Source organism: Streptomyces sp. DH37 (assembly GCF_029813835.1).
Taxonomy (GTDB): domain Bacteria; phylum Actinomycetota; class Actinomycetes; order Streptomycetales; family Streptomycetaceae; genus Streptomyces.
Map to the genome: position 1 here is coordinate 1 of NZ_JARVKV010000028.1, position 25,570 is coordinate 25,570.

23 protein-coding genes and 3 tRNA genes are annotated in these 25,570 nt (G+C 71.8%); 23 read left to right on the forward strand and 3 right to left on the reverse strand.

Annotated features, from left to right (window positions below; translation table 11 throughout):
- Positions 1 to 371: 371 nt before the first annotated feature.
- The 3 genes from cimA (at position 372) to QC029_RS15740 (ending at position 4,054) form a co-directional block, all read left to right on the forward strand.
- Entirely contained in the window at positions 372 to 2,015 is a 1,644-nt protein-coding gene (cimA, locus tag QC029_RS15730; protein WP_279556289.1) for a citramalate synthase, read from the forward strand.
- 219 nt (positions 2,016 to 2,234) lie between these two features.
- Positions 2,235 to 3,818: an acyl-CoA carboxylase subunit beta gene (locus tag QC029_RS15735; protein ID WP_279556290.1), complete on the forward strand. Its 1,584-nt coding sequence runs from the start codon at positions 2,235 to 2,237 to the stop codon at positions 3,816 to 3,818.
- A 20-nt stretch (positions 3,819 to 3,838) separates the two neighbouring features.
- Positions 3,839 to 4,054: an acyl-CoA carboxylase epsilon subunit gene (locus tag QC029_RS15740; protein ID WP_279556291.1), complete on the forward strand. Its 216-nt coding sequence runs from the start codon at positions 3,839 to 3,841 to the stop codon at positions 4,052 to 4,054.
- Between the two features lie 113 nt (positions 4,055 to 4,167).
- Here QC029_RS15740 and QC029_RS15745 read toward each other — a convergent pair whose 3' ends face one another.
- Positions 4,168 to 4,359 (reverse strand): hypothetical protein, encoded by a 192-nt coding sequence (locus QC029_RS15745; protein ID WP_279556292.1) that lies wholly within the window; start codon positions 4,357 to 4,359, stop codon positions 4,168 to 4,170.
- Between the two features lie 557 nt (positions 4,360 to 4,916).
- Here QC029_RS15745 and QC029_RS15750 point away from each other — a divergent pair.
- The 13 genes from QC029_RS15750 (at position 4,917) to QC029_RS15810 (ending at position 18,273) form a co-directional block, all read left to right on the forward strand.
- On the forward strand, positions 4,917 to 8,414 hold the full coding sequence (locus QC029_RS15750; protein WP_279556293.1) for a nitrate- and nitrite sensing domain-containing protein: 3,498 nt from the start codon (positions 4,917 to 4,919) through the stop codon (positions 8,412 to 8,414).
- Positions 8,415 to 8,423: 9 nt separating this feature from the next.
- A complete protein-coding gene (locus QC029_RS15755) occupies positions 8,424 to 8,837 on the forward strand; it encodes a roadblock/LC7 domain-containing protein (protein WP_026057603.1) in 414 nt (137 codons plus the stop codon).
- Between the two features lie 66 nt (positions 8,838 to 8,903).
- Entirely contained in the window at positions 8,904 to 9,317 is a 414-nt protein-coding gene (locus QC029_RS15760; protein ID WP_101255539.1) for a DUF742 domain-containing protein, read from the forward strand.
- A complete protein-coding gene (locus QC029_RS15765; RefSeq protein ID WP_279556294.1) occupies positions 9,298 to 9,897 on the forward strand; it encodes an ATP/GTP-binding protein in 600 nt (199 codons plus the stop codon). The genes QC029_RS15760 and QC029_RS15765 overlap by 20 nt, the downstream gene beginning before the upstream one ends.
- Positions 9,898 to 10,277: 380 nt before the next feature.
- Entirely contained in the window at positions 10,278 to 13,514 is a 3,237-nt protein-coding gene (locus QC029_RS15770) for a nitrate- and nitrite sensing domain-containing protein (RefSeq protein WP_279556295.1), read from the forward strand.
- A 10-nt stretch (positions 13,515 to 13,524) separates the two neighbouring features.
- Positions 13,525 to 13,938, forward strand: a complete 414-nt coding sequence (locus tag QC029_RS15775) for a roadblock/LC7 domain-containing protein (RefSeq protein ID WP_026057603.1) — start codon at positions 13,525 to 13,527, stop codon at positions 13,936 to 13,938.
- Between the two features lie 111 nt (positions 13,939 to 14,049).
- Positions 14,050 to 14,631: a DUF742 domain-containing protein gene (locus QC029_RS15780; RefSeq protein WP_279556296.1), complete on the forward strand. Its 582-nt coding sequence runs from the start codon at positions 14,050 to 14,052 to the stop codon at positions 14,629 to 14,631.
- Positions 14,612 to 15,190, forward strand: a complete 579-nt coding sequence (locus tag QC029_RS15785) for an ATP/GTP-binding protein (protein WP_165869416.1) — start codon at positions 14,612 to 14,614, stop codon at positions 15,188 to 15,190. The genes QC029_RS15780 and QC029_RS15785 overlap by 20 nt, the downstream gene beginning before the upstream one ends.
- Before the next feature lie 155 nt (positions 15,191 to 15,345).
- Positions 15,346 to 16,128 (forward strand): fumarylacetoacetate hydrolase family protein, encoded by a 783-nt coding sequence (locus QC029_RS15790; protein ID WP_279556297.1) that lies wholly within the window; start codon positions 15,346 to 15,348, stop codon positions 16,126 to 16,128.
- Positions 16,121 to 17,611, forward strand: a complete 1,491-nt coding sequence (gene gltX / locus QC029_RS15795) for a glutamate--tRNA ligase (RefSeq protein ID WP_279556298.1) — start codon at positions 16,121 to 16,123, stop codon at positions 17,609 to 17,611. Before QC029_RS15790 ends, gltX begins: the two co-directional genes overlap by 8 nt.
- Positions 17,612 to 18,005: 394 nt before the next feature.
- Positions 18,006 to 18,077 (forward strand) — tRNA-Gln (locus tag QC029_RS15800).
- Positions 18,078 to 18,101: 24 nt separating this feature from the next.
- Positions 18,102 to 18,174: transfer RNA gene (locus QC029_RS15805), tRNA-Glu, on the forward strand.
- A 26-nt stretch (positions 18,175 to 18,200) separates the two neighbouring features.
- Positions 18,201 to 18,273, forward strand: a tRNA-Glu gene (locus QC029_RS15810).
- Between the two features lie 143 nt (positions 18,274 to 18,416).
- On the opposite strand, the gene ndgR is transcribed toward QC029_RS15810, so the two are convergent.
- Positions 18,417 to 19,136 carry an IclR family transcriptional regulator NdgR gene (gene ndgR, locus QC029_RS15815; RefSeq protein WP_093662066.1) on the reverse strand — a complete coding sequence of 240 codons (720 nt, stop codon included), beginning with the start codon at positions 19,134 to 19,136 and terminating at the stop codon, positions 18,417 to 18,419.
- A gap of 152 nt (positions 19,137 to 19,288) precedes the next feature.
- Here ndgR and leuC point away from each other — a divergent pair, with 152 nt between their 5' ends.
- From leuC to QC029_RS15840, 5 genes are all read left to right on the forward strand, one after another.
- Positions 19,289 to 20,713 (forward strand): 3-isopropylmalate dehydratase large subunit, encoded by a 1,425-nt coding sequence (gene leuC, locus QC029_RS15820; protein WP_279556299.1) that lies wholly within the window; start codon positions 19,289 to 19,291, stop codon positions 20,711 to 20,713.
- Positions 20,714 to 20,721: 8 nt separating this feature from the next.
- A complete protein-coding gene (gene leuD, locus QC029_RS15825) occupies positions 20,722 to 21,315 on the forward strand; it encodes a 3-isopropylmalate dehydratase small subunit (protein WP_279556300.1) in 594 nt (197 codons plus the stop codon).
- A 230-nt stretch (positions 21,316 to 21,545) separates the two neighbouring features.
- Complete coding sequence (locus QC029_RS15830; protein WP_279556301.1) at positions 21,546 to 21,800, forward strand: hypothetical protein; 255 nt, start codon at positions 21,546 to 21,548, stop codon at positions 21,798 to 21,800.
- A gap of 125 nt (positions 21,801 to 21,925) precedes the next feature.
- Complete coding sequence (locus tag QC029_RS15835; protein WP_279556302.1) at positions 21,926 to 22,567, forward strand: HU family DNA-binding protein; 642 nt, start codon at positions 21,926 to 21,928, stop codon at positions 22,565 to 22,567.
- Positions 22,568 to 22,722: 155 nt separating this feature from the next.
- On the forward strand, positions 22,723 to 22,926 hold the full coding sequence (locus QC029_RS15840; RefSeq protein ID WP_031508236.1) for a hypothetical protein: 204 nt from the start codon (positions 22,723 to 22,725) through the stop codon (positions 22,924 to 22,926).
- Here QC029_RS15840 and cofC read toward each other — a convergent pair.
- The gene (cofC, locus tag QC029_RS15845; protein WP_279556303.1) at positions 22,898 to 23,584 is read right to left on the reverse strand and encodes a 2-phospho-L-lactate guanylyltransferase; all 687 of its coding nucleotides are present in this window, start codon (positions 23,582 to 23,584) and stop codon (positions 22,898 to 22,900) included. The genes QC029_RS15840 and cofC overlap by 29 nt on opposite strands.
- A gap of 144 nt (positions 23,585 to 23,728) precedes the next feature.
- Between cofC and QC029_RS15850 the strand changes: the two genes are divergently transcribed.
- Positions 23,729 to 24,556, forward strand: coding sequence for a 1-acyl-sn-glycerol-3-phosphate acyltransferase (locus QC029_RS15850; protein ID WP_279556304.1), 828 nt, complete (start codon positions 23,729 to 23,731; stop codon positions 24,554 to 24,556).
- Entirely contained in the window at positions 24,553 to 25,554 is a 1,002-nt protein-coding gene (locus tag QC029_RS15855; protein WP_279556305.1) for an NAD(P)-dependent glycerol-3-phosphate dehydrogenase, read from the forward strand. The genes QC029_RS15850 and QC029_RS15855 overlap by 4 nt, the downstream gene beginning before the upstream one ends.
- Positions 25,555 to 25,570 lie beyond the last annotated feature (16 nt).

A 25,570-nucleotide genomic window follows, 5' to 3' on the forward strand; every position in this document is an offset into this window, starting at 1 on the left:
CGGGAGGGCCGGGACGCCCCCGGCCCTCCCGCACCCGCCCGCCGGAACGGACCGCGCCGGAACGGACCGCGCCGGAACCGACCACATGGTGAGACCGTTCTCTCCGCGGAGTGGATCCGTGCCAGACTGTGCCCGTGCCTCACCTCGCCACGATTATCGGCAGCAGGCGCGCCGGTCCGCAGTGACCGTCTCCGTACGTACCCGGTGCGGCGGCGGACACCGTGCCCCAGACCCGCGCGCAGACCTCTCGCACCCGCGAGGGGTCTTTTCGTTTTCCGGCACATCCGGCCGGGACGAGGGCGTGAGGGATGATGGGGACAAGTAGGGCCAAGCATCCCGGACCTACATCCATCGACAGGAGCCAGACCAGCATGACCGACGCCGCGGACTCCCGGCAGCCGGGGGACGCGTCCCCCGGCGACGCGTTCCACGTCTTCGACACCACGCTCCGCGACGGGGCACAGCGGGAGGGCATCAACCTCTCCGTCGCGGACAAGCTGACCATCGCCCGTCACCTGGACGACTTCGGTGTCGGCTTCATCGAGGGCGGCTGGCCCGGCGCCAACCCCCGGGACACCGAGTTCTTCCGGCGCGCCCGCGAGGAGATCGACTTCCGCCACGCACAGCTCGTCGCGTTCGGCGCCACCCGCAGGGCGGGCGTCGCCGCCGCCGACGACCCGCAGGTGCGGGCGCTGGTCGACTCGCGGGCGCCGGTGGTCACCATCGTCGCCAAGGCGCACGACCGCCACGTCGAGCTGGCGCTGCGCACCACGCTGGAGGAGAACCTGGCGATGGTGCGCGACACCGTGGAGCACCTGCGGGAGCAGGGCCGCCGGGTCTTCGTCGACTGCGAGCACTTCTTCGACGGCTACCACGCCGATCCGGAGTACGCCAAGCAGGTGGTGCGCACCGCGTACGAGGCCGGCGCCGACGTGGTCGTGCTGTGCGACACCAACGGCGGCATGCTCCCCGGCCAGATCCAGGCCGTGGTGCGGACGGTGCGCGCCGACACCGGCGCGCGGCTGGGCATCCACGCCCAGGACGACACCGGCTGCGCCGTCGCCAACACCCTGGCCGCCGTGGACGCCGGCGCCACCCACGTGCAGTGCACCGCCAACGGCTACGGCGAGCGCGTGGGCAACGCCAACCTCTTCTCGGTGGCCGCCGCCCTCCAGCTGAAGTACGGCATGGACGTCCTGCCCGAGGGCGCGCTGCGCGAGATGACGCGGATCTCCCACGCCATCGCCGAGGTCGTCAACCTCACGCCCTCCACCCATCAGCCGTACGTGGGCGTCTCCGCGTTCGCCCACAAGGCCGGCCTGCACGCCTCCGCCATCAAGGTGGACCCCGACCTCTACCAGCACATCGACCCCGAACTGGTCGGCAACCGCCTGCGGATGCTCGTCTCCGACATGGCCGGCCGCGCCTCCATCGAGCTCAAGTGTCAGGAACTGGGGATCGACCTCGGCGGCGACCGCGAGCTGGTCGGCCGGATCGTGGAGCGGGTCAAGGAGCGCGAGCTGCGCGGCTACAGCTACGAGGCCGCCGACGCGTCCTTCGAGCTGCTGCTGCGGGAGGAGCTGGAGCGGGGCAGGGGGGAGGGGCGTCCCCAGCAGTTCTTCACCACCGAGTCCTGGCGTGCCATCGTGGAGAACCGCCCCGACGGCTCCCACGCCAACGAGGCGACCGTGAAGCTGTGGGCCAAGGGCGAGCGCACCGTCTCCACCGCCGAGGGCAACGGCCCCGTCAACGCCCTGGACCGGGCGCTGCGGCTGGCGCTGGAGCGCATCTACCCCGAACTCGCCCAGATGGAGCTGGTGGACTACAAGGTCCGCATCCTGGCGGGCACCCACGGCACCGAGTCCACCACGCGGGTGCTGGTCTCCACCAGCGACGGCGCCGGCGAGTGGTCGACCGTCGGAGTGGCCGACAACGTGATCGCCGCCTCCTGGCAGGCCCTCGTCGACGCCTACGCGTACGGCCTGCTGCGCGCCGGCGTCGAGCCCCAGGGCTGACCGGCCGTCACGACACGCCCACCCGAGCCTGAAAACGCCTCCTGTGTGGACTTGTGTGGACTGTGGGATCTCCACAGTCCACACAGGAGGAAACTGGGGATCCTGCCTGGTGTAACGGCGTCAGGGGCGCGGTTCTGTCCAGCGTGGCCATGAATCGCGGGCTGAGACTGTACGAATCTGACGACGGCGAACAGTGCGGCCGTTTCGTAGGGTCTGTACATGACCGATCTGTCCCAGACGCCGCCCGCGGCGAGCGATGCCCGTGGCCGTGTGGCGGAGTTGCACGCCATCCGTGAACAGGTCCGGCGCGGCCCGAGCGAGCGGGCCACCGAAGCGCAGCACGCCAAGGGCAAGCTGACCGCGCGTGAGCGGATCGATCTGCTGCTGGACGAGGGCTCCTTCCAGGAGGTGGAGCCGCTGCGCCGGCACCGGGCCAGCGGGTTCGGCCTGGAGGACAAGAAGCCGTACACCGACGGTGTCATCACCGGCTGGGGGACGGTGGAGGGCCGGACGGTGTTCGTCTACGCCCACGACTTCCGCATCTTCGGCGGAGCGCTGGGCGAGGCCCACGCGACCAAGATCCACAAGATCATGGACATGGCCATCGCGGCGGGCGCGCCGCTGGTCTCCCTCAACGACGGGGCCGGCGCCCGCATCCAGGAGGGCGTGACCGCGCTGGCCGGCTACGGCGGCATCTTCCGCCGCAACACCAAGGCGTCCGGGGTCATCCCGCAGATCTCGGTGATGCTGGGCCCGTGCGCGGGCGGCGCGGCCTACTCCCCGGCGCTGACCGACTTCGTGTTCATGGTCCGCGAGACCTCGCAGATGTTCATCACCGGCCCGGACGTGGTCAAGGCCGTCACCGGCGAGGAGATCACCCACAACGGGCTGGGCGGCGCCGACACACACGCCGCGACCTCCGGCGTGGCGCACTTCGCCTACGACGACGAGGCCACCTGTCTGGAGGAGGTCCGCTACCTGCTCTCCCTGCTGCCGTCCAACAACCGGGAGAACCCGCCGCGCACGGAGTGCTCCGACCCGGCCGACCGGCGCGGTGAGGCGCTGCTGGACCTGGTACCGGCCGACGGCAACCGCCCCTACGACATGCGGGCGGTGATCGAGGAGATCGTCGACGACGGCGAGGTGCTGGAGGTCCACGAGCGGTGGGCCACCAACATCATCTGCGCGCTGGCGCGGCTGGACGGGCAGGTGGTGGGCATCGTCGCCAACCAGCCCCGGCAGCTGGCGGGCGTGCTGGACATCCACGCCTCGGAGAAGGCCGCCCGTTTCGTGCAGATGTGCGACGCGTTCAACATCCCCATCGTCACACTGCTGGACGTGCCCGGCTTCCTGCCGGGTGTGGACCAGGAGCACGGTGGGATCATCCGGCACGGCGCCAAGCTGCTGTACGCGTACTGCAACGCCACCGTGCCGCGCGTCTCCGTCGTCCTGCGCAAGGCCTACGGCGGCGCGTACATCGTGATGGACTCCCAGTCCATCGGCGCGGACCTGACCTACGCCTGGCCCACCAACGAGATCGCGGTGATGGGCGCCGAGGGCGCCGCGGGTGTGATCTTCCGCCGGCAGATCGCCGCCTCCGACGACCCCGAGACCACCCGCGCCGAGCTGGTCAAGCAGTACAAGGCAGAGCTGATGCACCCCTACTACGCGGCCGAGCGGGGCCTGGTCGACGACGTCATCGACCCCGCCGAGACCCGTCCGGTCCTCATCGCCGCCCTGGCCATGCTCGGCGCCAAGCACGCCGACCTGCCCGCCCGCAAGCACGGCAACCCGCCCCAGTGACACCTGTGAGGACGAGTCCAGTGAACGATCGCACCGCCACCGTCACCGATGTGGTCCGGGTGGAGAAGGGCCGCGCCAGCGAGGAGGAGCTCGCCGCGGTCACCGCCCTGCTGCTGGCCCGCGCCGCGGCCCACCGGGCCCGGCCGGCCGCCTCCCGCCCGCGTCGCAGCACCGCGCCCTGGCGCCGTCTGGAGCGCGTCTCCGGCTTCCGGGCCCCCCACAGCTGGCAGGGCTAGAGCGGCACGGCCCTCCACCACCGCGCACAGACGTCGGCCCCGTACGCCCGAGGCGTACGGGGCCGACGGAGTCCGCCGTCATGGAAGCGGCCGGAGAACGGCCGGAAAAGCGGTCAGCCGACGGGGGCGTCCACCAGGACGGTCCGGCGGGGGTTGGCCGTCTGGGCCGGAAGGCCGGCCACCGGCTTCCCGGTCTCCGCGCGCTCGGCCGGGGAGGCCACGGTCAGCTCGTCGGCGTCCTTGAGGTGGGCCAGGGTGGTACGCCGCGGGTTGGCAACGCTGCGCATGATCATCGTCGTCTTCACCGAGTCTGCCTCGTTCGCCTTCTTGTCGTTTACATGACCTGTGTAAAGGTGAGCGTAAGGGTCCCTCTTCCCTTCCAGGGATGACCCGGATAACGATCCGTCTGTGATTTTACTCACGAAACGGCGGGCAAAAGCCGCATAAGGGAACCCTTCAGAGGGAACCGTAAACGGACGTAAGCCCCGCAACCCGCATGTTCCGCCCTCTGGCGGCGCTACCGGGGCAGTGGGCACCCTAGCGGCTCACGTGTGACGTCAGCTGCCAAAAGTCCGTGATGCACCGTATGTGCTTACACCCTCCGCGACACGGTGTCTGCGCAGCGTCACGCATGTCACAGCCTCATCCACGGCCCTTGTTGGAGATCCGGCACTGTGCTGGAATTCCACGGACCGCCGCAGGAGACGACCCGGCGCGCAAGGGGCGCAGAGGAGCGCCGTGCGGCGGGGACTTGGGGGCGCGCCGGTCACTCACGACCGTCAGGGGGGTCCCTCGGGCCTTCCCGACTCGATACCGTTCCGCCGTTCGCGGGGGGACGCCTGGTCCAGAGGTTGCGACGCTAGTGCAGGGACGTTTCAAGAGGGATGGCAGCGCTGTGGGGGACCCGGAGCTGCGCGGTGCGACCGACCGCGGCTCCTCACCACAGCGCGCCCAGGAGAGCGGCGGCCGGGAGCAGGCCCTCGACGCCGACAACGCCAAGCGCGCCGCGGCGCGGCCGGACGGCGAGCCGGAGGGCGGCCCGAAGCCCAAGGAGCCCAGCTCGACGGGTTCCCGCCTGGCCCTGCGCAACTGGCGCATCAGCACCCGTCTGGTCTCGCTGCTGGCCCTTCCGGTCGTCGCGGCCACCTCGCTGGGCGCGCTGCGCATCAGCAGCTCGCTGTCCGAGGTCGACCAGCTCGACAACATGAAGCTCCTCACGGAGATGACCGAGCGCGCCACCGAACTGGCGACGGCCCTCCAGGAGGAGCGGGACCGCTCGGCCGGCCCGCTGACCGGCACCGGCAACCCCAAGGACGACTCGGTCGTCGGCCCCCGGGAGGAGACCGACCAGGTCAAGGCCGCGTTCTTCGACGCCACCCCCGCGGTCGAGGCGGCCGACAACGAGGTCCTCTCCGGCGTCCGCGCCACGATCACCGACATCTCCCGCCAGCTGAACAGGCTCAAGAGCATCCGGGACCGGGCGTACGACAACCCGGACAACATCTCCCAGACGGTCAACGACTACAACCAGCTCATCCAGTCGCTGCTGAGCCTGTCCCAGGACATGGCGCAGGCCACCAGCAACCCGCAGATGATCCAGAGCACCCGTGCGCTGGCCGCGTTCTCCTCCGCCAAGGAGTACGCCTCCATGCAGCGCGCGATCATCAGCGCCGGCCTGGCCCGCGAGGACGGCCCCAAGCTCTCGGACAACGACCACCTGTACATCAGGACCGCCTGGGAGAGCGAGAGCGCGGCCCGCAAGCGCTTCGCCGACATCTACGGCAACAACGACGCGGCCGAGCTCACCAAGCCGCTCGACGAGGGCATCGTCAACATCACCTCGGCCGACCAGTACGCCGAGCGCGTGGTGAAGGACCCCGAGGGCATCTCGCGCGAGAACCGCTCCTACCTGGACTGGTTCGACCAGGACCAGGTCAAGATCGAGCAGATGCGGAAGATCGAGGCCTCGCTGCTCACCCAGATGGATGAGCAGGCCCGTACGCTGCGGGCCGAGGCCCAGCAGTCGGCGTTCCTCAACGGCGTCCTGGTGCTGCTCGTGCTCGGCATCTCGCTGGTCGGCGCGTTCGTCGTGGCCCGCTCCATGATCCGCTCGCTGCGCCGGCTGCAGGACACCGCGCAGGACGTGTCCCGCCGCCGTCTGCCCGAGCTGGTCAAGCAGCTCTCCGAGGCCGACCCGCAGGACGTCGACACCTCCGTGGAGTCCGTCGGCGTCCACAGCCGCGACGAGATCGGCCGGGTGGCCGCGGCGTTCGACGACGTCCACCGCGAGGCGGTCCGGCTCGCCGCCGAGCAGGCGCTGCTGCGGGGGAACGTCAACGCGATGTTCACCAACCTCTCGCGCCGCAGCCAGGGCCTGATCCAGCGCCAGCTCTCGCTCATCTCCGAGCTGGAGTCCCGCGAGGCCGATCCGGACCAGCTCTCCTCGCTGTTCAAGCTCGACCACCTGGCGACCCGCATGCGCCGCAACGGCGAGAACCTGCTGGTCCTGGCGGGCGAGGAGCCCGGCCGCCGCTGGACCCGCCCGGTGCCGCTGGTGGACGTGCTGCGCGCCGCCGCGTCCGAGGTGGAGCAGTACGAGCGCATCGAGCTGAACGCCGTTCCCACCACCGAGGTCGCGGGCCGGGTCGTCAACGACCTCGTGCACCTGCTGGCCGAGCTGCTGGAGAACGCCACCTCGTTCTCCTCGCCGCAGACCAAGGTCAAGGTCACCGGTCACGCGCTGCCCGACGGGCGGGTGCTGGTCGAGATCCACGACACCGGCATCGGCCTGTCGCCCGAGGACCTGGCGGCGATCAACGAGCGGCTGGCCAACCCGCCCACGGTGGACGTCTCGGTCTCCCGCCGCATGGGCCTGTTCGTGGTCGGCCGCCTGTCCCTGCGCCACGGCATCCGCATCCAGCTCCGCCCCTCCGACTCCGGCGGCACGACCGCGCTGGTCATGCTCCCGGTCGACGTCACCCAGCGCGGTGGCCAGCAGAAGAAGCCCTCCGGCGACGGCGGTCAGGGCGCCGGCCCGTCCGCCACGCTCCGGCGCGAGCCCCAGGGCGGCGGGGCGCCGGCCGGCACCAGCCGGCTCGGTGCGCTGCCCACCCGCAACCAGGTCCAGGCAGGCTCCTCCCGCGCCGCCCTGCCCGGCGCTCCGGCCGGCGGTTTCCCCGGCGGCCCGGCCGGCGGTCCCGCGGGCGGGGGCTTCGGCGCCCCCGGCCGTCCCGGCCCCGGACAGCCCACCCGCCCCGGAGCGGGCGCCCCGGCGGGCGCGGGCGCCTTCGGGTCCGGCGGCGCGCGCCCCGAGCCGCGCACCGGTCAGCAGCAGCAGCCGCAGCGCGACGGGGCCTTCGGGGGCGAACTGCCCGCGGGCCCGGGCGAGCGTCGCCCCAGCTGGGCCGACGGCCGCGGCGAGCGGACGTCCGGCCCGCGCGAGGTCCCCGACGCGCCGCGCGGTCACGAGGAGGCCGAGACCGCCTCGGAGTTCGCCCGCCCGGGCGGCCCCGGCGCGTACCCGCAGCCCGCCGGCCCCGACGAGACCGCGCAGCTCCCGCGTCTGGAGCAGGGCGGCCCGCAGGACACCGGCCGGTACCAGCGGCCCCAGGGCCCGCAGGACACCGGCGAGTACGCGGTTCCGAGCGGTTCCCAGGACACCGGTCAGTACCAGCGGCCCCAGGGCCCGCAGGACACCGGCGAGTACGCGGTTCCGAGCGGTTCCCAGGACACCGGTCAGTACCAGCGGCCGCAGAGCCCGCAGGACACCGGTGAGTACGCCGTCCCCCGGCAGGGCCTGCCTCCCGCCGGACGCGAGACCTCCGCCTACGAGCTGCCCGGCAGCAGCCCGGCCGCGGCGGGTTCGGACGAGCGCACGCCGATCTTTGAGTCGATCGAGTCGACCTGGTTCAACGCCAGGCAGACCCCGGCCGCCCCGCCGTCGGGCGAGTCCCCGTCGGCCCGGGCGTCCGGCCCGGCGTCCCCGCAGCGGTCCGAGCGGCCCGCCCAGCCGGCACCCCGGCGGCAGTCCGCCGGCGGACCCGGCGGCGACGCCGGATCCGGGTGGCAGGAGACCCCGAACGACGAGCGCTGGCGCCGGGCCGAGCAGCTCCGCCAGCCCGCCGCGGGCGGGGTGACCACCTCCGGACTGCCTCGCCGTGTACCGCGCGCCAACCTCGTGGCGGGCACCGCGCAGCAGCGCCCGTCCACGCCGGCCGGCCCGCAGGTCTCCCGCGCGCCCGACGACGTGCGCGGTCGGCTGACCAATCTCCGCCGGGGCATCCAGCAGGGCCGACAGGCCGGAAACGGCCAGGCCAGCGGCAGCCGCGGCACAGGCCCCACCTACCAGCAGGAGCGTTAGTTGAGTCCGATGAGCCAGGCGGCGCAGAATCTGAACTGGTTGATCACCAACTTCGTGGACAACACCCCGGGGGTGTCGCACACGGTGGTGGTCTCCGCCGACGGCCTCCTTCTGGCCATGTCCGAGGGGTTTCCGCGGGATCGTGCCGATCAGTTGGCGGCGGTCGCGTCGGGTCTGACCTCGCTGACCGCTGGTGCGTCGCGCATCTTCGAGGGGGGTGCGGTGAATCAGACGGTGGTGGAGATGGAGCGGGGGTTCCTCTTCATCATGTCGATCTCCGACGGTTCCTCGCTGGCGGTGTTGGCGCATCCGGAGGCGGACATCGGTCTGGTCGGGTACGAGATGGCCCTGCTGGTGGATCGCGCGGGTACGGTGCTGACCCCCGACCTCCGCGCCGAACTGCAGGGAAGTCTGCTCAACTAGGCCGCGCTCCCCCCACACGAGCACTACAGTCCGCATCGTCGACCACATGCCTCGCTCGGAGGAGCCATGACCCCGCCGCCCGCCTCACCCGGTCCGTACGGTGGCCTGAACGACCACGCGCCGTACGGCGGTGAGGGCGACCAGCCGCTGGTGCGGCCGTACGCCATGACCGGGGGACGTACCCGGCCGCGCTACCAGCTCGCCATCGAGGCGCTGGTGAGCACCACCGCCGACCCGGCACAGCTCATGGGGCTCCTCCCGGAGCACCAGCGGATCTGCCACCTGTGCCAGGAGGTCAAGTCGGTCGCGGAGATCTCGGCGCTGCTCGCGATACCCCTGGGAGTGGCGCGGATCCTCGTGGCCGACCTGGCCGAGGCCGGGATGGTGGCGATCCACCAGCCGGGTAGCAGCAGCGAGCCCGGCGGCGCACCGGATGTGACACTGCTCGAAAGGGTGCTCAGTGGACTTCGCAAGCTCTAGCCCGCAGGCCGCCTACGGGACTCCCGCACCGCGCTCCACCACCTCCGCGAAGATCGTGGTGGCGGGCGGGTTCGGCGTGGGCAAGACGACCTTCGTGGGCGCCGTGTCGGAGATCAACCCGCTGCGCACCGAAGCCGTGATGACCGCCGCGTCCGCCGGGATCGACGACCTGACGCACACGGCCGGGAAGACGACCACCACGGTGGCGATGGACTTCGGCCGCATCACGCTGGACCAGGACCTGATCCTGTACCTGTTCGGCACGCCGGGGCAGGACCGGTTCTGGTTCATGTGGGACGACCTGGTGCGCGGTGCGATCGGTGCGGTGGTGCTGGTGGACACCCGCCGGCTGGCGGACTGCTTCCCGGCGGTGGACTACTTCGAGAACTCGGGTCTGCCGTTCGTGATCGCGCTGAACGGGTTCGACGGGCACCAGCCGTACACGCCGGACGAGGTGCGCGAGGCGCTGCAGATCGGTCCGGACGCGCCGATCATCACCACCGACGCCCGGCACCGGGCGGAGGCGAAGAGCGCGCTGATCACCCTGGTCGAGCACGCCCTCCTGGCACGTCTGCGCTGACCCGCGCCCCGCGCGCACCGGTCCCGCGCGGAAAGCCTCCGGACCGGTCCAAGTCGCCGATCGCGACAGCGGGTTATGGATCAGTCGCCGGGACGGACCGGGCCTCGCGCCCGGTCCGTCCCGGTCTTCATAACGTTTCGACAGAGAATTGCGGAGCCGATACCACTCGCCGCGAGCGCCTCGTTCCCCAGCGCGCACAAAACTTTAGACCTTTGTCAATATATAGGCCTGATGCCCCTTTTCATCCCGGTGTCTCCGTGGGATTCGCCACTGGTCCAGGTGTTTGGAAAGCTTCTGTCCGGCGTGCTGAAATTCGCTGAACTCAGCAGTAGTTACGGTTTCATCGAAGACGATGGGCTGAAGCCGAGAGGTTTGGTCGAGTGAGGCGAAGCAATCCGAGCTCCCCGCCCGGGGAGCCGCGTGGCAACTTCACGCCGCCGCAGCGCGCCGCGGAGGCGCACTCCGACCTGCCCGGGAACGGCGGGGGGACGGGTGGCAGCGGCGGCCGCCTCGCGGTGCGCAACTGGCGTGTGGCCACCAGGCTGAACGCCATCCTCCTCATCCCTGTGCTCGTCGCCCTGGTCTTCGGCGGCTTCCGGGTGCAGGACTCCCTGGACACCCTGAACGAGGCGGAGGACGCCAACCGCACCGCCGAGCTGGTCCGGGCCGCCGCCGCGTACGGCCACGCCCTGATCGACGAGCGCGACCGCACCGCCGCTCCGCTCCTGCAGGGCAGGACGGACGACCCGGTGATCCAGGAGGTGCGCGGTGTCACCGACGCCGCCCGCGACGAGTTCCACCGCCGCGTCGACCAGATGCCCGACCAGCAGAACCTCAAGCGCCGCCTCGACGTCTTCGTCAAGGTCGAACCGAAGCTGGAGGAGCTGCGCGAGGCCGCCTACACCGAGCGGCTGAGCGGTGTGGAGACCGAGGAGGGCTACGTCCAGGTCCAGCACCCGCTGATGGAGTTCGCCAACGAACTGGGTCTGGGCACCGGCAACATCACCTCCTACGGCCGCACCGTCTACGCCGCCTCGCTCGCCAAGGCCGCCGAGTCCCTGCAGCGCTCCATCGGCACCCACCTGCTGATCAAGCCCGGGCCGGACGCCACGGACAAGAAGCGCCAGCTCACCGCCTTCAGCTCCTACGCGTACCTGGAGAACATCGCCGTCGAGGAGTACCGCGGCGGCTCCTCCCCGGAGGACTGGACGCTGCTGCAGGACGAGATGGCCAAGGCCAACGAGGACGCCCAGGAGCGGCTCAACGAGGCCGAGGAGGAGGCGGCGGCCGCCGGACGGGACTTCACGCCCCCGCCCGCGACCGACAGGATGATCCAGGCCATCGCCTCCGGGGCCTCCCCCCAGCAGCTGCGGGCCGGCGGCGTCACCGCCGAGAACTGGTACACCGCCGCCACCGCCAAGTTCAACGCGTACCGCGAGGTGGAGAAGAACCTCACCGACCGGGCGGTGAGCGAGACCGCGAAGATCGCCTCGGACGCCAAGCGGGAGGCGATCGTCAACTCCGTCATCGTGCTCGCCGCCCTGGTGATCGCCTTCGTCATCGCCGGCATGATGGCCCGCTCGATGAGCAGCAACATGCGCCGGCTGCGCACCGCCGCCTTCGACATCGCCCAGCAGCGGCTGCCGATGCTGGTGGACCAGCTCTCCCGCACCGACCCGGGCAAGGTCGACACCCGCGTCAAGCCGATCCCGATCAACAGCCGCGACGAGATCGGCGAGGTCGCCCGGGCCTTCGACCAGGTCCACCGCGAGGCCGTCCGGCTCGCCGCCGAGCAGGCGCTGCTGCGGGGGAACGTCAACGCGATCTTCACCAACCTCTCGCGCCGCAACCAGGGCCTCATCGAGGGCCAGCTCGCCCTCATCACGGACCTGGAGAACAACGAGGCCGACCCGGACCAGCTGGAGAACCTCTTCAAGCTGGACCACCTGGCGACCCGCATGCGCCGCAACGGCGAGAACCTGCTGGTCCTGGCGGGCGAGGAGCCCGGCCGCCGCTGGACCCAGCCGGTGCCGCTGGTGGACGTGCTGCGCGCCGCCTCCTCCGAGGTGGAGGACTACGAGCGCATCGAGCTGTCCGGCGTCTCCGAGAGCGAGATCCACGGCGCCGTCGTCACCGACCTCGTGCACCTGCTGGCCGAGCTGCTGGAGAACGCCACCTCGTTCTCCTCGCCGCAGACCAAGGTCCGCGTCACCGCGACCCGGCTGCCCGACGGCCGCGTGATGATCGAGATCCACGACAAGGGCATCGGCCTCACCCCCGAGGACTTCGCCGACATCAACCACAAGCTGGCCAACCCGCCGACGGTGGACGCGGCCATCTCCCAGCGCATGGGCCTGTTCGTGGTCGGCCGCCTCGCCAGCCGGCACGGCATCCGCGTCCAGCTCCGTCCCTCGGGCGAGCAGGCGGGCACCACCTCGCTGGTCATGCTCCCCGAGGAGATCACCCACGGCGGCGGCGGCCAGGACGAGCTCCAGGAGGAGGACTTCACCGTCTCCCGGATCGTCCCGGAGCAGCCGTACGCCGCCCAGCCCGGCTACGGCAACCAGCAGCGGCAGCTGTCCGCCGCCGACCTGGGCTTCGACGACTCCCGCTACGGCGGCTCCCAGGACGGGGCGCAGGAGGAACCCTCCCCGCTCGACCCGGTCGGCCGTTCGCTGATGCGCGAGGAGCGCCGTGCGGCGCTGGAGGCCCACCAGCCGCAGCAGCAGTACCCGCAGCAGGACGGCGGGTACGGGGACGAGGGGAACGGGCAGGAGCGGTACGCCTCCCGGCAGCAGGTCCCCTACGACCCCGAGCAGACGGGGCAGTACGGCGCGCAGGGCGCGCAGGCCGGGTTCCCCGACGACGCCCGGTACGGCCAGGAGACGGGGTACGACCAGGAGACGGGGTACGACCAGGAGACGGGGTACGGCCAGCAGTACCAGGGCGGGTACCAGCACCAGCCCTACCCGCAGCAGGACGGCGGATACGGCCGGGACCACCAGGGTGACTACCAGGGCGAGTACCGGCAGGACTACGGGACCGGGTACGACGGGAGCGGCTACGACGCCGGGCAGGAGACCGTCCGGAAAGCGGAAACGGAATCCGTCCCCAGCGCTCCCGAAGACGACCGGGAACGCGTAGGCTTCGACCGACCGGGCCATGCCCTGGACGGCTCCTCCTCTGTGACCGGCGCAGGACTTCCGCGCCGGGAGTCGAGGAAGCAGCAGTCCGGGGAAGCCTCGGCTCCGCAGTACCAGCCGCAAACGGAATCTCCGGAAGTGCCCCGGCAGGCGGATCGCTCCGACGATTCCGGCTGGCGCACGGCGAATGACGAGCGCTGGCAGCGGGCGGAGCGGCTCCGCGACCCCAAGGCCGGCGGAGTCACTCCCTCCGGACTGCCCCGCCGCGTGCCCAGGGCCAACCTGGTCGAGGGCGCCGCGGAGCAGACACCCCAGGGCGGCCCCCAGGTCTCCCGCGACCCGGAGGAGGTCCGCGGCAGGTTGAGCAACCTGCACCGCGGCGTCCGGCGGGGACGCACCGCGGGCGGCTCGGACGCCGCCCAGAATGACCGACCGGGCTTCGGCCCCGGCAGCACCTACGATCAGGAGCGTTAGTGTGAGCCCGATGAGCCAGGCGGCGCAGAACCTGAACTGGTTGATCACCAACTTCGTGGACAACACCCCGGGGGTGTCGCACACGGTGGTGGTCTCCGCCGACGGCCTCCTTCTGGCCATGTCCGAGGGGTTTCCGCGGGATCGTGCCGATCAGTTGGCGGCGGTCGCGTCGGGTCTGACCTCGCTGACCGCTGGTGCGTCGCGCATCTTCGAGGGGGGTGCGGTGAATCAGACGGTGGTGGAGATGGAGCGGGGGTTCCTCTTCATCATGTCGATCTCCGACGGTTCCTCGCTGGCGGTGCTGGCGCATCCGGAGGCGGACATCGGTCTGGTCGGGTACGAGATGGCCCTGCTGGTGGATCGCGCGGGTACGGTGCTGACCCCCGACCTCCGCGCCGAACTGCAGGGAAGTCTGCTCAACTAGCAATACAGACCGTGCGTATCGCGTCTCCGCGCCATAAGGTGCGGGGACGCGATGGGCTAGCGGTATCCGGAAGACGGCGGCCCCAGGACGTCCGGCAGTGGAGGAGGAGACGTGGCAACGCCCCCAGGCGGTCCCTACGGCGGTGAGCACCAGTCTCAGCCGCAGCACGACCCGCCCATGAAGCGCTTCAACTTCCCCTCCGCCCCGAGCCGGCAGTGGCAGGAGCCCCCGTCCCAGCCCGGGCCGCGGCAGTACCCCCGGTACCAGCAGCCCCAGCAGCCTCCTCAGCCCCGGCAGCCGGAGCGGCCCCCGCGGCCCCGCCGCGCCGAGGACCCCGCGAACAACGGCGGACCGTCGCCGCTGGTGCGTCCGTACGCCATGACCGGGGGACGTACCCGGCCGCGCTACCAGCTCGCCATCGAGGCGCTGGTGCACACCACCGCGCAGCCCGCCCACCTCCAGGGCCAGCTCCCGGAGCACCAGCGGATCTGCCATCTGTGTTACGAGATCAAATCGGTAGCGGAGATCTCCGCACTTCTCACCATTCCCTTGGGCGTCGCCCGTATCCTCGTGGCCGACCTGGCCGAGGCCGGCCTCGTCGCCATTCACCAGCCCGGCGGTGACGAGTCCGCCGGTGGCCAGCCAGATGTGACACTGCTCGAAAGGGTGCTCAGTGGACTTCGCAAGCTCTAGCGGTGCAACCCGCTCCACCACCTCCGCGAAGATCGTGGTGGCGGGCGGGTTCGGCGTGGGCAAGACGACCTTCGTGGGCGCCGTGTCGGAGATCAACCCGCTGCGCACCGAAGCCGTGATGACCGCCGCGTCCGCCGGGATCGACGACCTGACGCACACCGCGGACAAGACCACGACGACCGTGGCGATGGACTTCGGCCGCATCACGCTGGACCAGGACCTGATCCTGTACCTGTTCGGCACGCCGGGGCAGGACCGGTTCTGGTTCATGTGGGACGACCTGGTGCGCGGTGCGATCGGCGCGGTGGTGCTGGTGGACACCCGCCGGCTGGCGGACTGCTTCCCGGCGGTGGACTACTTCGAGAACTCGGGTCTGCCGTTCGTGATCGCGCTGAACGGGTTCGACGGGCACCAGCCGTACACGCCGGACGAGGTGCGCGAGGCGCTGCAGATCGGTCCGGACGCGCCGATCATCACCACCGACGCCCGGCACCGGGCGGAGGCGAAGAGCGCGCTGATCACCCTGGTCGAGCACGCGCTCATGGCGCGTCTGCGCTGACCCGCGCCCGGCAGGGTCTCCACCCCGCTTCCGTCCGGTACCCGGAAGCGACACCTCCACACATGCGCACGGCAGGGCCCCGCACACCGCGAGTGTGCGGGGCTTACCCTTGAGTGTCATCTCCCACCCGCGATCAACGAGGGGCAGCACCACCCGTGCGCATCGCCAGATTCTCCATCGACGGCAACGTCGCGTTCGGAGTCGTGGAAGGGGACGCCCAGGCCGGCGACGACCTCGTCCTCGACATCATCAAGGGCCATCCCTTCGCCGAGTTCGAGCGCTCCGGCCGGCGCGTCCCCCTGGACAAGGTGCGGCTGCTGCCGCCCGTGCTGCCCAACAAGGTGGTGGCGATCGGCCGCAACTACGCCGAGCACGCGGCGGAGATGGGCAACGAGGTCCCCGAGGTCCCGGTCACGTTCTTCAAGCCCTCCACCTCGGTGGTCGGGCCCGGCGACCCGATCGTCCACCCGACCTTCTCGCGCGAGCTGCACCACGAGGCCGAGCTGGCCGTGGTGATCGGCCGGATGTGCAGCCAGGTGCCCCGCGAGCGGGTGGCGGACGTCATCCTCGGCTACACCTGCGCCAACGACGTCACCGCCCGTGACGTCCAGCGCGCCGAGCCCCAGTGGGCCAGGGCCAAGGGCTTCGACAGCTCCTGCCCGCTGGGCCCGTGGGTGGTCACCGACGTCGACCCGGCGGACCTGGCCGTCATGTGCACCGTCAACGGCGAGCAGCGGCAGCTCGGCCGCACCAGCCAGATGGTGCGCTCGGTGGAGGACCTGGTCGTCCACGTCACCGAGGCGATGACGCTGCTCCCCGGGGACGTCATCCTCACCGGCACCCCGGCGGGCGTCGGCCCCCTCACCGTCGGCGACGAGGTCGCCGTCACCATCGAAGGCATCGGCACTCTCACCAACAAGGTGATCAAGCGTGGCTAGCGCATCTGACGTACGCGTACGGTTCTGTCCCTCGCCGACCGGCAACCCCCATGTGGGCCTGGTCCGCACCGCCCTGTTCAACTGGGCGTTCGCCCGGCACCACGGCGGGACCCTGGTCTTCCGCATCGAGGACACCGACGCCGCCCGCGACTCCGAGGAGTCCTACGAGCTGCTGCTCGACTCGATGCGCTGGCTGGGCCTGACCTGGGACGAGGGCCCCGGGATCGGCGGCCCGCACGCCCCCTACCGCCAGTCGCAGCGCATGGAGATCTACGCCGACGTCGCGCGGAGGCTGACGGAGGCCGGCCACGCCTACCGCTGCTACTGCACCGCCGAGGAGCTGGAGGAGCGCCGCGAGGCCGCCCGCAGGGCCGGGAAGCCCTCCGGCTACGACGGGAAGTGCCGCGCCCTGACCGACGAGCAGCGCGCCGCGTACGAGGCCGAGGGACGCCCCTCCATCGTCCGCTTCCGGATGCCGGACACGCCGATCACCTTCACCGACCTGGTCCGCGGCGAGCTGACCTTCACCCCCGAGAACGTCCCCGACTACGGCATCGTCCGCGCCAACGGCGCCCCGCTGTACACGCTGGTCAACCCGGTCGACGACGCGCTGATGGAGATCACCCACGTCCTGCGCGGCGAGGACCTGCTCTCCTCCACACCCCGCCAGATCGCGCTGTACCGGGCGCTGGCGGAGATCGGCGTGGGCAACGGGAGCATCCCGGAGTTCGGGCACCTGCCGTACGTGATGGGGGAGGGCAACAAGAAGCTCTCCAAGCGCGACCCGCAGTCCTCGCTCAACCTCTACCGCGAGCGCGGCTTCCTCCCCGAGGGCCTGCTCAACTACCTGGCCCTGCTGGGCTGGTCGATCGCCGAGGACCGGGACATCTTCTCGATGGAGGAGATGGTCGCCGCCTTCGACATCGGGAGCGTCAACGCCAACCCGGCGCGCTTCGACCTCAAGAAGTGCGAGGCCATCAACGCCACCCACATCCGGGACCTGGACACCAAGGACTTCATCGCCCGCTGCGAGCCGTGGCTGCGGGCCCCGCACGCCCCGTGGACGCCGGAGAGCTTCGACCGCGCCGCCTTCGAGGCCCTGGCGCCCCTGGCCCAGACCCGCCTCACCGTCCTGTCCGACATCACCGCCAACGTCGACTTCCTCTTCCTGGACGAGCCGGTCCAGGACGAGGCGGCCTGGGCCAAGGCGATGAAGCCGGGCGCGGACGCCCTGCTGCGCACCGCGCGGGCGAAGCTGGCCGAGGCCGAGTGGAACGCCGAGGCCCTCAAGGAGGCCGTCCTGGCCGCCGGCGAGGAGCACGGGCTGAAGCTGGGCAAGGCCCAGGCCCCGGTCCGCGTCGCGGTCACCGGCCGCACCGTCGGACTGCCCCTGTTCGAGTCCCTGGAGGTCCTGGGCCGCGAGCGCACCCTGGCCCGCGTGGACGCCGCCCTGGCGAAGCTGGAGGCCGGCGCCCAGGCGTGAGGGCCGTCCCGAGGTCCGGAGGAACCCTGTGAAGGAGGCCGGGAGCCCTGCTCCCGGCCTCCTTCGCGTGCGCGGCACGCGGGCCCCCGGGCCCGGACAAGTTCCCGGCGAACGGCGTCCGTTCCCCGGGTCCGCGTCCTCCGGCTCCCTCCCGGCTCCCCTCGGCTTCCTCCGGCCCCCTCGCGAACCCGCCGTCACGCTGTGTGCCCCGTCCGTCGCGGACGACCGGCCCGGAGGGGCCGGTGACGCGGCCGGACGACCCGGCGGGAACTCGTTTTGGAGCACGGGCTTCGATCGGGTAATGTTCTTCCCGTCGCCAGGCGGAACGGGCCGAAAGGCCGGAAAACCGCGAGGCGGCCACCCGATCAAGACCCCGCGAGGGGTTGAGATGTGGTGGGGTATGGTGTAATTGGCAGCACGAGTGATTCTGGTTCACTTAGTCTAGGTTCGAGTCCTGGTACCCCAGCGCGATCTTCCCAGCGAGATCCAAGCCCCCGTTGTGTAGCGGCCTAGCACGCCGCCCTCTCAAGGCGGTAGCGCCGGTTCGAATCCGGTCGGGGGTACTCGGTCCTTCGGGACCGCTGCTGGGGCCCCCGTTGTGTAGCGGCCTAGCACGCCGCCCTCTCAAGGCGGTAGCGCCGGTTCGAATCCGGTCGGGGGTACAGGAGAGAAGAGGCCCTCCGCTTCGGCGGAGGGCCTCTTTCCGTTGCTCTCTGTCGCCGTTGCCTTCTGTCGCCGTCGCCGGGATCCGCCGTCGGCGCGGCGCCCGGCGGGGCCCGGCGGCCGGGCCCCGTCCGTCCGGCGGTCAGCCCCCGTTGCGGCGCAGCGCCTCGGTCAGGCGGCCGGCGGCCTCCACGATCGCCTGGGCGTGCATACGGCCCGGGTGGCGGGTCAGGCGCTCGATCGGTCCCGAGACCGACACGGCGGCCACCACGCGGTTGGACGGACCGCGTACGGGCGCGGAGACCGAGGCGACGCCGGGCTCGCGCTCACCGATGGACTGGGCCCAGCCGCGCCGCCGTACGCCGGAGAGGGCCGTCGCCGTGAAGCGGGCGCCCTGCAGTCCGCGGTGCAGCCGCTCGGGCTCCTCCCAGGCCATCAGGACCTGGGCCGCGGAGCCGGCCTTCATCGGGAGGGTGGAGCCGACCGGTACGGTGTCCCGCAGTCCGGACAGCCGTTCCGCGGCGGCGACGCAGATCCGCATGTCCCCCTGGCGGCGGTAGAGCTGGGCGCTCTCCCCAGTGACGTCGCGCAGGTGCGTGAGCACCGGGCCGGCCGAGGCGAGCAGCCTGTCCTCGCCCGCGGCGGCGGCCAGCTCGGCCAGCCGCGGGCCCAGGATGAAACGGCCCTGCATGTCGCGGGCCACGAAGCGGTGGTGTTCCAGTGCCACCGCGAGCCGGTGCGCCGTGGGGCGCGCGAGCCCGGTCGCTCCGACCAGCCCGGCGAGGGTGGCCGGACCGGACTCCAGAGCGCTCAATACCAGAGCCGCCTTGTCGAGTACGCCGACGCCGCTAGAGTTGTCCATGCAACGATATTCGCGTCTCACATTACGAAACGCAAGTTCAATTTCCCCGCGAACCCGCCAAGCTGGGGTGACAGTCGCCACCCCGCTCTCGCGGAGGCGGCGGCATGGACGTCGAGACGAGGCCGGCAACGCGGCCGGTCGGAGGGAAAGCGATGGGACGGACACTCGCGGAGAAGGTCTGGGACGACCACGTCGTCCGGCGCGCGGAAGGCGAGCCCGACCTCCTCTACATCGACCTGCACCTGCTGCACGAGGTCACCAGCCCCCAGGCGTTCGACGGGCTGCGCAAGAACGGGCGCCGGGTGCGGCGCACCGACCTCACCATCGCCACCGAGGACCACAACACCCCGACCCTCGACATCGACAAGCCCATCGCCGACCCCGTCTCGCGCGTCCAGCTGGAGACGCTGCGCAAGAACTGCGCGGAGTTCGGTGTGCGGCTGCACCCGCTCGGCGACGTCGAGCAGGGCGTCGTCCACGTGGTGGGACCGCAGCTGGGACTGACCCAGCCGGGCATGACGGTGGTCTGCGGCGACAGCCACACCTCCACGCACGGCGCCTTCGGCGCGCTGGCGTTCGGCATCGGCACCAGCCAGGTCGAGCACGTCCTGGCCACCCAGACCCTGCCGATGGCGCCGTTCAGGACCATGGCCGTCACGGTCAACGGCGAGCTGCCCGAGGGCGTCACCGCCAAGGACCTGATCCTGGCGATCATCGCGCGGATCGGCACCGGCGGCGGCCAGGGCTACGTCCTGGAGTACCGCGGCGAGGCCATCGAGAAGCTGTCGATGGAGGCGCGGATGACCATCTGCAACATGTCCATCGAGGCCGGCGCCCGCGCGGGCATGATCGCCCCGGACGAGACCACGTTCGCCTATCTCAGGGGCCGCGAGCACGCGCCCGAGGGCGCCGACTGGGACGCGGCCGTGGAGTACTGGCGGACCCTGCGCACCGACGACGACGCCGTCTTCGACCACGAGGTGGTCATCGAGGCCTCCGAGCTGGCGCCGTTCGTGACCTGGGGCACCAACCCCGGGCAGGGCGCGCCGCTGAGCGCCTCGGTGCCGGACCCGGCGTCCTTCGCCGACCCCAGCGAGAGGCTGGCCGCCGAGAAGGCGCTGGAGTACATGGCGCTCGAGGCCGGGCAGCCGCTGCGCGAGGTGGCCGTGGACACCGTCTTCGTCGGCTCCTGCACCAACGGCCGCATCGAGGACCTGCGCTCGGCCGCGGCCGTGCTGGAGGGCCGGAGGATCGCCGACGGGGTGCGGATGCTGGTCGTGCCCGGTTCGGTACGGGTCGCGCTCCAGGCCGTCGAGGAGGGGCTGGACAAGGTGTTCACCGCCGCCGGCGCCGAGTGGCGGCACGCGGGCTGCTCGATGTGCCTGGGCATGAACCCCGACCAGCTCAAGCCCGGTGAGCGCTCCGCGTCCACCTCCAACCGCAACTTCGAGGGCCGGCAGGGCAAGGGCGGCCGCACCCACCTGGTCTCCCCGCAGGTCGCCGCCGCCACCGCCGTGCTGGGCCACCTGGCCTCGCCCGCCGACCTGTCCGACGTACGCCAGCCCGCGGGAGTCTGAGAGCAGCCATGGAAGCCTTCACCACACACACCGGCCGCGCCGTCCCGCTGCGCCGCAGCAACGTCGACACCGACCAGATCATCCCCGCGCACTGGCTGAAGAAGGTCACCCGCGACGGCTTCGAGGACGGCCTGTTCGAGGCCTGGCGCAAGGACCCGGAGTTCGTGCTCAACCGGCCCGAGCGGCAGGGCGCCACGGTGCTGGTCGCCGGACCCGACTTCGGCACCGGCTCCTCGCGCGAGCACGCCGTCTGGGCGCTGCAGAACTACGGCTTCAAGACCGTGATCTCCTCCCGCTTCGCCGACATCTTCCGCGGCAACTCGCTGAAGAACGGCCTGCTCACCGTCGTCCTGCCGCAGCGGACCGTGGACGAGCTGTGGGAGCTGACCGAGGCCGACCCGACGGCCGAGATCACCGTCGACCTCGTGGCGCGCAAGGTCACCGCGCCCGGCGTCGAGGCGGACTTCGAGCTGGACGAGAACGCCCGCTGGCGCCTGCTGGAGGGGCTGGACGACATCAGCATCACCCTGCGCCACGAGGACGACATCGCCGCGTACGAGACGGAGCGGCCCTCCTTCAAACCGCGGACCCTGACCGCCTGACCCGCGTCCGGCGCCTCCGCGCCCGAGCCCTCCCCGAGCGCCCCCGGCTTCACGAGCCGGGGGCGCTCGGGCGTGCGGACGGGGATCGGGGGAAGCCGGGGGGAACCGGAGGAAGCGCAGGGGGCAAGGGCCGCCCCGCGCGGCGGAGTTGCCTCACCCGTGCGTGTCCGCCCCACGGCGTGTTGGGCCCCTTGGAGGTGACAACTCACCTCCAATGGCACAATCGGTGCATGGAACGCGACGGTCAACTGCCGCTCCACGAGCTCGTCGCCACCCGGCTGAAGGACGCGCACGCCATGGTGCGCGCGCTGCAAGTGCCCGAGGACGTACGGGCGGCACTCGCCCGCAGGATCCTCGTCGTCACCGCCGCCGCGAAACACGACCTGGCCGGCGCGGCGCGGCGACTGAACCGGCTGATGGAGGAGATCGACCGGGACGGCTTCCCCGCGGAACGGGAAGACCGGCGCGCGGACGGAAGCGCGTGATGGTCGATTTTGTTGCGACACAAGGGTGATTCGCACGTTTCGCGTTTGATTTGCGGTGAATATCTGCCTAACGTGCGAAAAAGCTCGGACAGATTCGTTCTGGCAATGCCTCCGAAGGGGAAGACGTGAACAAGGCGCAGCTCGTTGAAGCAATTGCCGACAGGCTCGGCGGACGCCAGCAGGCCGCCGACGCGGTGGACGTGGTGCTGGACGCGATCGTCCGCGCGGTCGTCGCCGGCGACCGGGTCTCGGTCACCGGTTTCGGCTCGTTCGAGAAGGTCGAGCGCCCGGCCCGCTACGCCCGCAACCCCCAGACCGGCGAGCGCGTCAGGGTCAAGAAGACCTCCGTTCCGCGTTTCCGCGCCGGGCAGGGCTTCAAGGACCTGGTCAGCGGCGCCAAGAAGCTCCCCAAGGGCGGCGAGGTGGCCGTGAAGAAGGCCCCCAAGGGCAGCCTCTCGGGCGGGGCCGGCGCCACCACCCGCAAGGCGACGGCGAAGAAGGCCGCGGCCAAGAAGGCGGCCCCGGCGAAGAAGGCCGCCGCCACCGCGAAGAAGACGGCGCCCGCGAAGAAGGGCGCCGCCAAGAAGACGACGGCCAAGGCCGCCCCGGCGAAGACGGCGACGGCGACGGCGAAGAAGGCCACGGGCAAGAAGGCGGCCGCCCAGAAGAGCACCACGAAGAAGGCCGCCGCCAAGAAGGCCCCGGCCAAGAAGGCCCCCGGCCGCAGGACCTCGGCGCGCAAGAGGGCGGCGGCCCGCAGGAAGTGAGGCGGGCGTACGGCGACCGCGCCGGGCCGGACTCCCGGGGGCCCGGCCCGCGGTCCGTTCCGGGCCCGCAGACCGTACGCGTCCGCCCCGGGCCCGCTCCGTACGGCCCGCTCCGCCCCGCCGTGGCGCCGCCCGGCTCGTCTAGGCTCGAGGCCATGCAGGCCACCGCGTACACCTATGACCCCGCGACCCGCAGCGGCAGCGTGCTCCTCGACGACGGCACGCCCCTCCCCTTCGGCGCCGCCGCCTTCGACGCGGGGGGCCTGCGGCTGCTGCGCCCGGGCCAGCGGGTGCGGATCGAGACCGAGGGCGAGGGCGAGCGGCGCCGGATCACGCTGGTGACGCTGCAGACGTTCTGAGCGTGTGCGGGCCCACGCCCAGCGCCAGCGCGGCGGCCAGGTCCTCGCCGGTGTCCACGTCCCGCCGGACGCTCTCCACACCGGGCAGCGCGATCTCCACCGCGCCGGAGCGCAGATGACGGGCGCGCGAGGCGCCCCCGAAGGCCGGGGCCAGAGCGGCGCCGCCGGCCGCGGCGAGCAGCGTGGTGCCGACCCCGGCCGCGTCGGCGACGAAGGCCCGCCGGTGCGCCCGCGCCGCCTCCAGCACCCGCGCCAGCTCCACGGGCCGCAGCGCGGGGAGGTCGGCGTTCAGCGCGGCCACCGCGGCGCCGGGGCGCTCCGCCCGCACGGCCGCCTCGCCGTGCTCGAGCGCGGCGTTCAGCCCGGCGTCCGGAGCGTCCGGCACGATCCGCGCCCCCATCGCGGCCAGTTCCGCCCCCGCGCGCGGGTCGTCCGTGACGATCACCACACCCTCCACCGCCTGGCAGGCCAGCGCCGCCGCCACGGTGTCCTGGGCGAAGGCCAGGGCCAGCCCGGGCCGCAGCCCCTCCCCGGCCACCGGGCCCAGCCTGCTCTTCGCCAGCGCCAGGGGCTTGAGGGGCACGATCAGCGTCCACGGGGCCGTGATCCCCGCGGGCCCCGCGGGCCCCACGGCCCCCGTTTCGTCGTCGCGATGCATCGATCCCATTCTCACCCGCCGCCGGAGCCGTCCGGAGCCCTCGGGGTTACGGTGTGCTCGACAGGGCGACGACCCGGGGCGACACTTGTGCGGTTGTTCCCGGCGGCGCGTGTGCCGCAGCAGGCAAGAGGAGATGGTGTCCGGGTGTCCCGCCGCAGAATCGGCTTCTGGTACCGCTTTGCCGCGGTTTTGGCGAAACCGCCCCTGGTGGTGCTGTTCAAGCGGGACTGGCGTGGAATGGAGCATATTCCGGCCGACGGTGGATTCATCACCGTGGTGAATCACAACTCCTATCTGGACCCGCTCTCCTACGCCCACTACCAGTACAACACCGGACGCGTCCCCCGTTTCCTCGCCAAGGACTCCCTGTTCAGGGGCGGATTCGTGGGCGCGGTGATGCGCGGGACCGGGCAGATCCCCGTCTACCGCGAGACCGCCGACGCCGTGAGCGCCTTCCGGGCCGCCGTCGACGCGATCGGCAGGGGCGAGTGCGTGGCCTTCTACCCCGAGGGCACCCTCACCCGCGACCCGGACATGTGGCCGATGGAGGGCAAGACCGGCGCCGCCCGCGTCGCCCTGCTGACCAAGGCGCCCGTCATCCCCGTCGCGCAGTGGGGCGCCAACGAGGCCGTGCCGCCGTACGCGGGGATCGGGAAGATCCGCCTCTTCCCGCGCAGGACGCTGACGGTGCTGGCCGGTCCGCCCCTCGACCTGTCGCGGTTCTACGACCGCGAGCCCACCGCGGAACTGCTGCGCGAGGTCACCGACGTCATCATGGACGCGATCACGCAGCTGCTGGCCGAGGTGCGCGGCGAGGCCGCGCCCGCCCAGCGCCACGGCCGCCGCCGGGCGCTCGCGCGGGACCGGCGCGAGTCCGCCGCGAGCGCGGTCGCGGGCAGGGAGCCCGCCAGGAACGGCACCGGGAACGAGACGGCCGTCGACCACGCGGCGGCCGAGGGGGAGAGCGCGTGACGCGAGTCGCCGTGTACGGCACCGGATCATGGGGCACCGCCTTCGCGATGGTGCTCGCCGACGCGGGCTGCGAGGTGGCGCTGTGGGGCCGCCGCGCGGAGCTGGCCGAGGCGGTCAACACCACCCGCACCAACCCCGACTACCTGCCGGGGGTCACGCTCCCCGAGACCGTGCGCGCCACCACCGACCCCGCCGAGGCCGCCGACGGCGCGGAGTTCACGGTGCTGGCCGTGCCCTCCCAGACCCTGCGCGGCAACCTCTCCGCGTGGACGCCGCTGCTGCCGTCCGACACCGTGCTCGTCTCCCTGATGAAGGGGGTCGAACTCGGCACCGCCAAGCGGATGAGCGAGGTGATCGAGGAGGTCGCCGGGGCCGATCCGGACCGGATCGCCGTGCTGTCCGGCCCCAACCTGGCCCGCGAGATCGCCGAGCGGCAGCCGGCCGCCTCCGTCGTCGCCTGCCGCGACGAGGAGGTGGCCCGGCGGCTCCAGGGCGCGTGCCACACCCCGTACTTCCGCCCCTACACCAACACCGACGTCGTCGGCTGCGAACTGGGCGGGGCCGTCAAGAACGTCATCGCGCTGGCGGTCGGCATCGCCGACGGCATGGGCCTGGGCGACAACGCCAAGGCCTCGCTGATCACCCGCGGCCTGGCCGAGACCACCCGGCTCGGTCTGGCCATGGGCGCCGACGAGCACACCTTCGCGGGCCTGGCGGGCCTGGGGGACCTGGTCGCCACCTGCTCCTCGCCGCTGTCGCGCAACAACACCTTCGGACACAACCTCGGCAAGGGCATGTCCCTGGCGGAGACCATCGCCGCGACCCGGCAGACCGCCGAGGGCGTCAAGTCCTGCGAGTCGGTGCTGGACCTGGCCCGGCGGCACGGCGTCGACATGCCCATCACCGAGACCGTCGTCGACATCGTCCACGAGGGCAAGCCCCCGCTGGTCGCTCTGAAGGAACTGATGTCGCGCAGCGCCAAGGCCGAGCGCCGCTGACCGCCCACCGCCATCA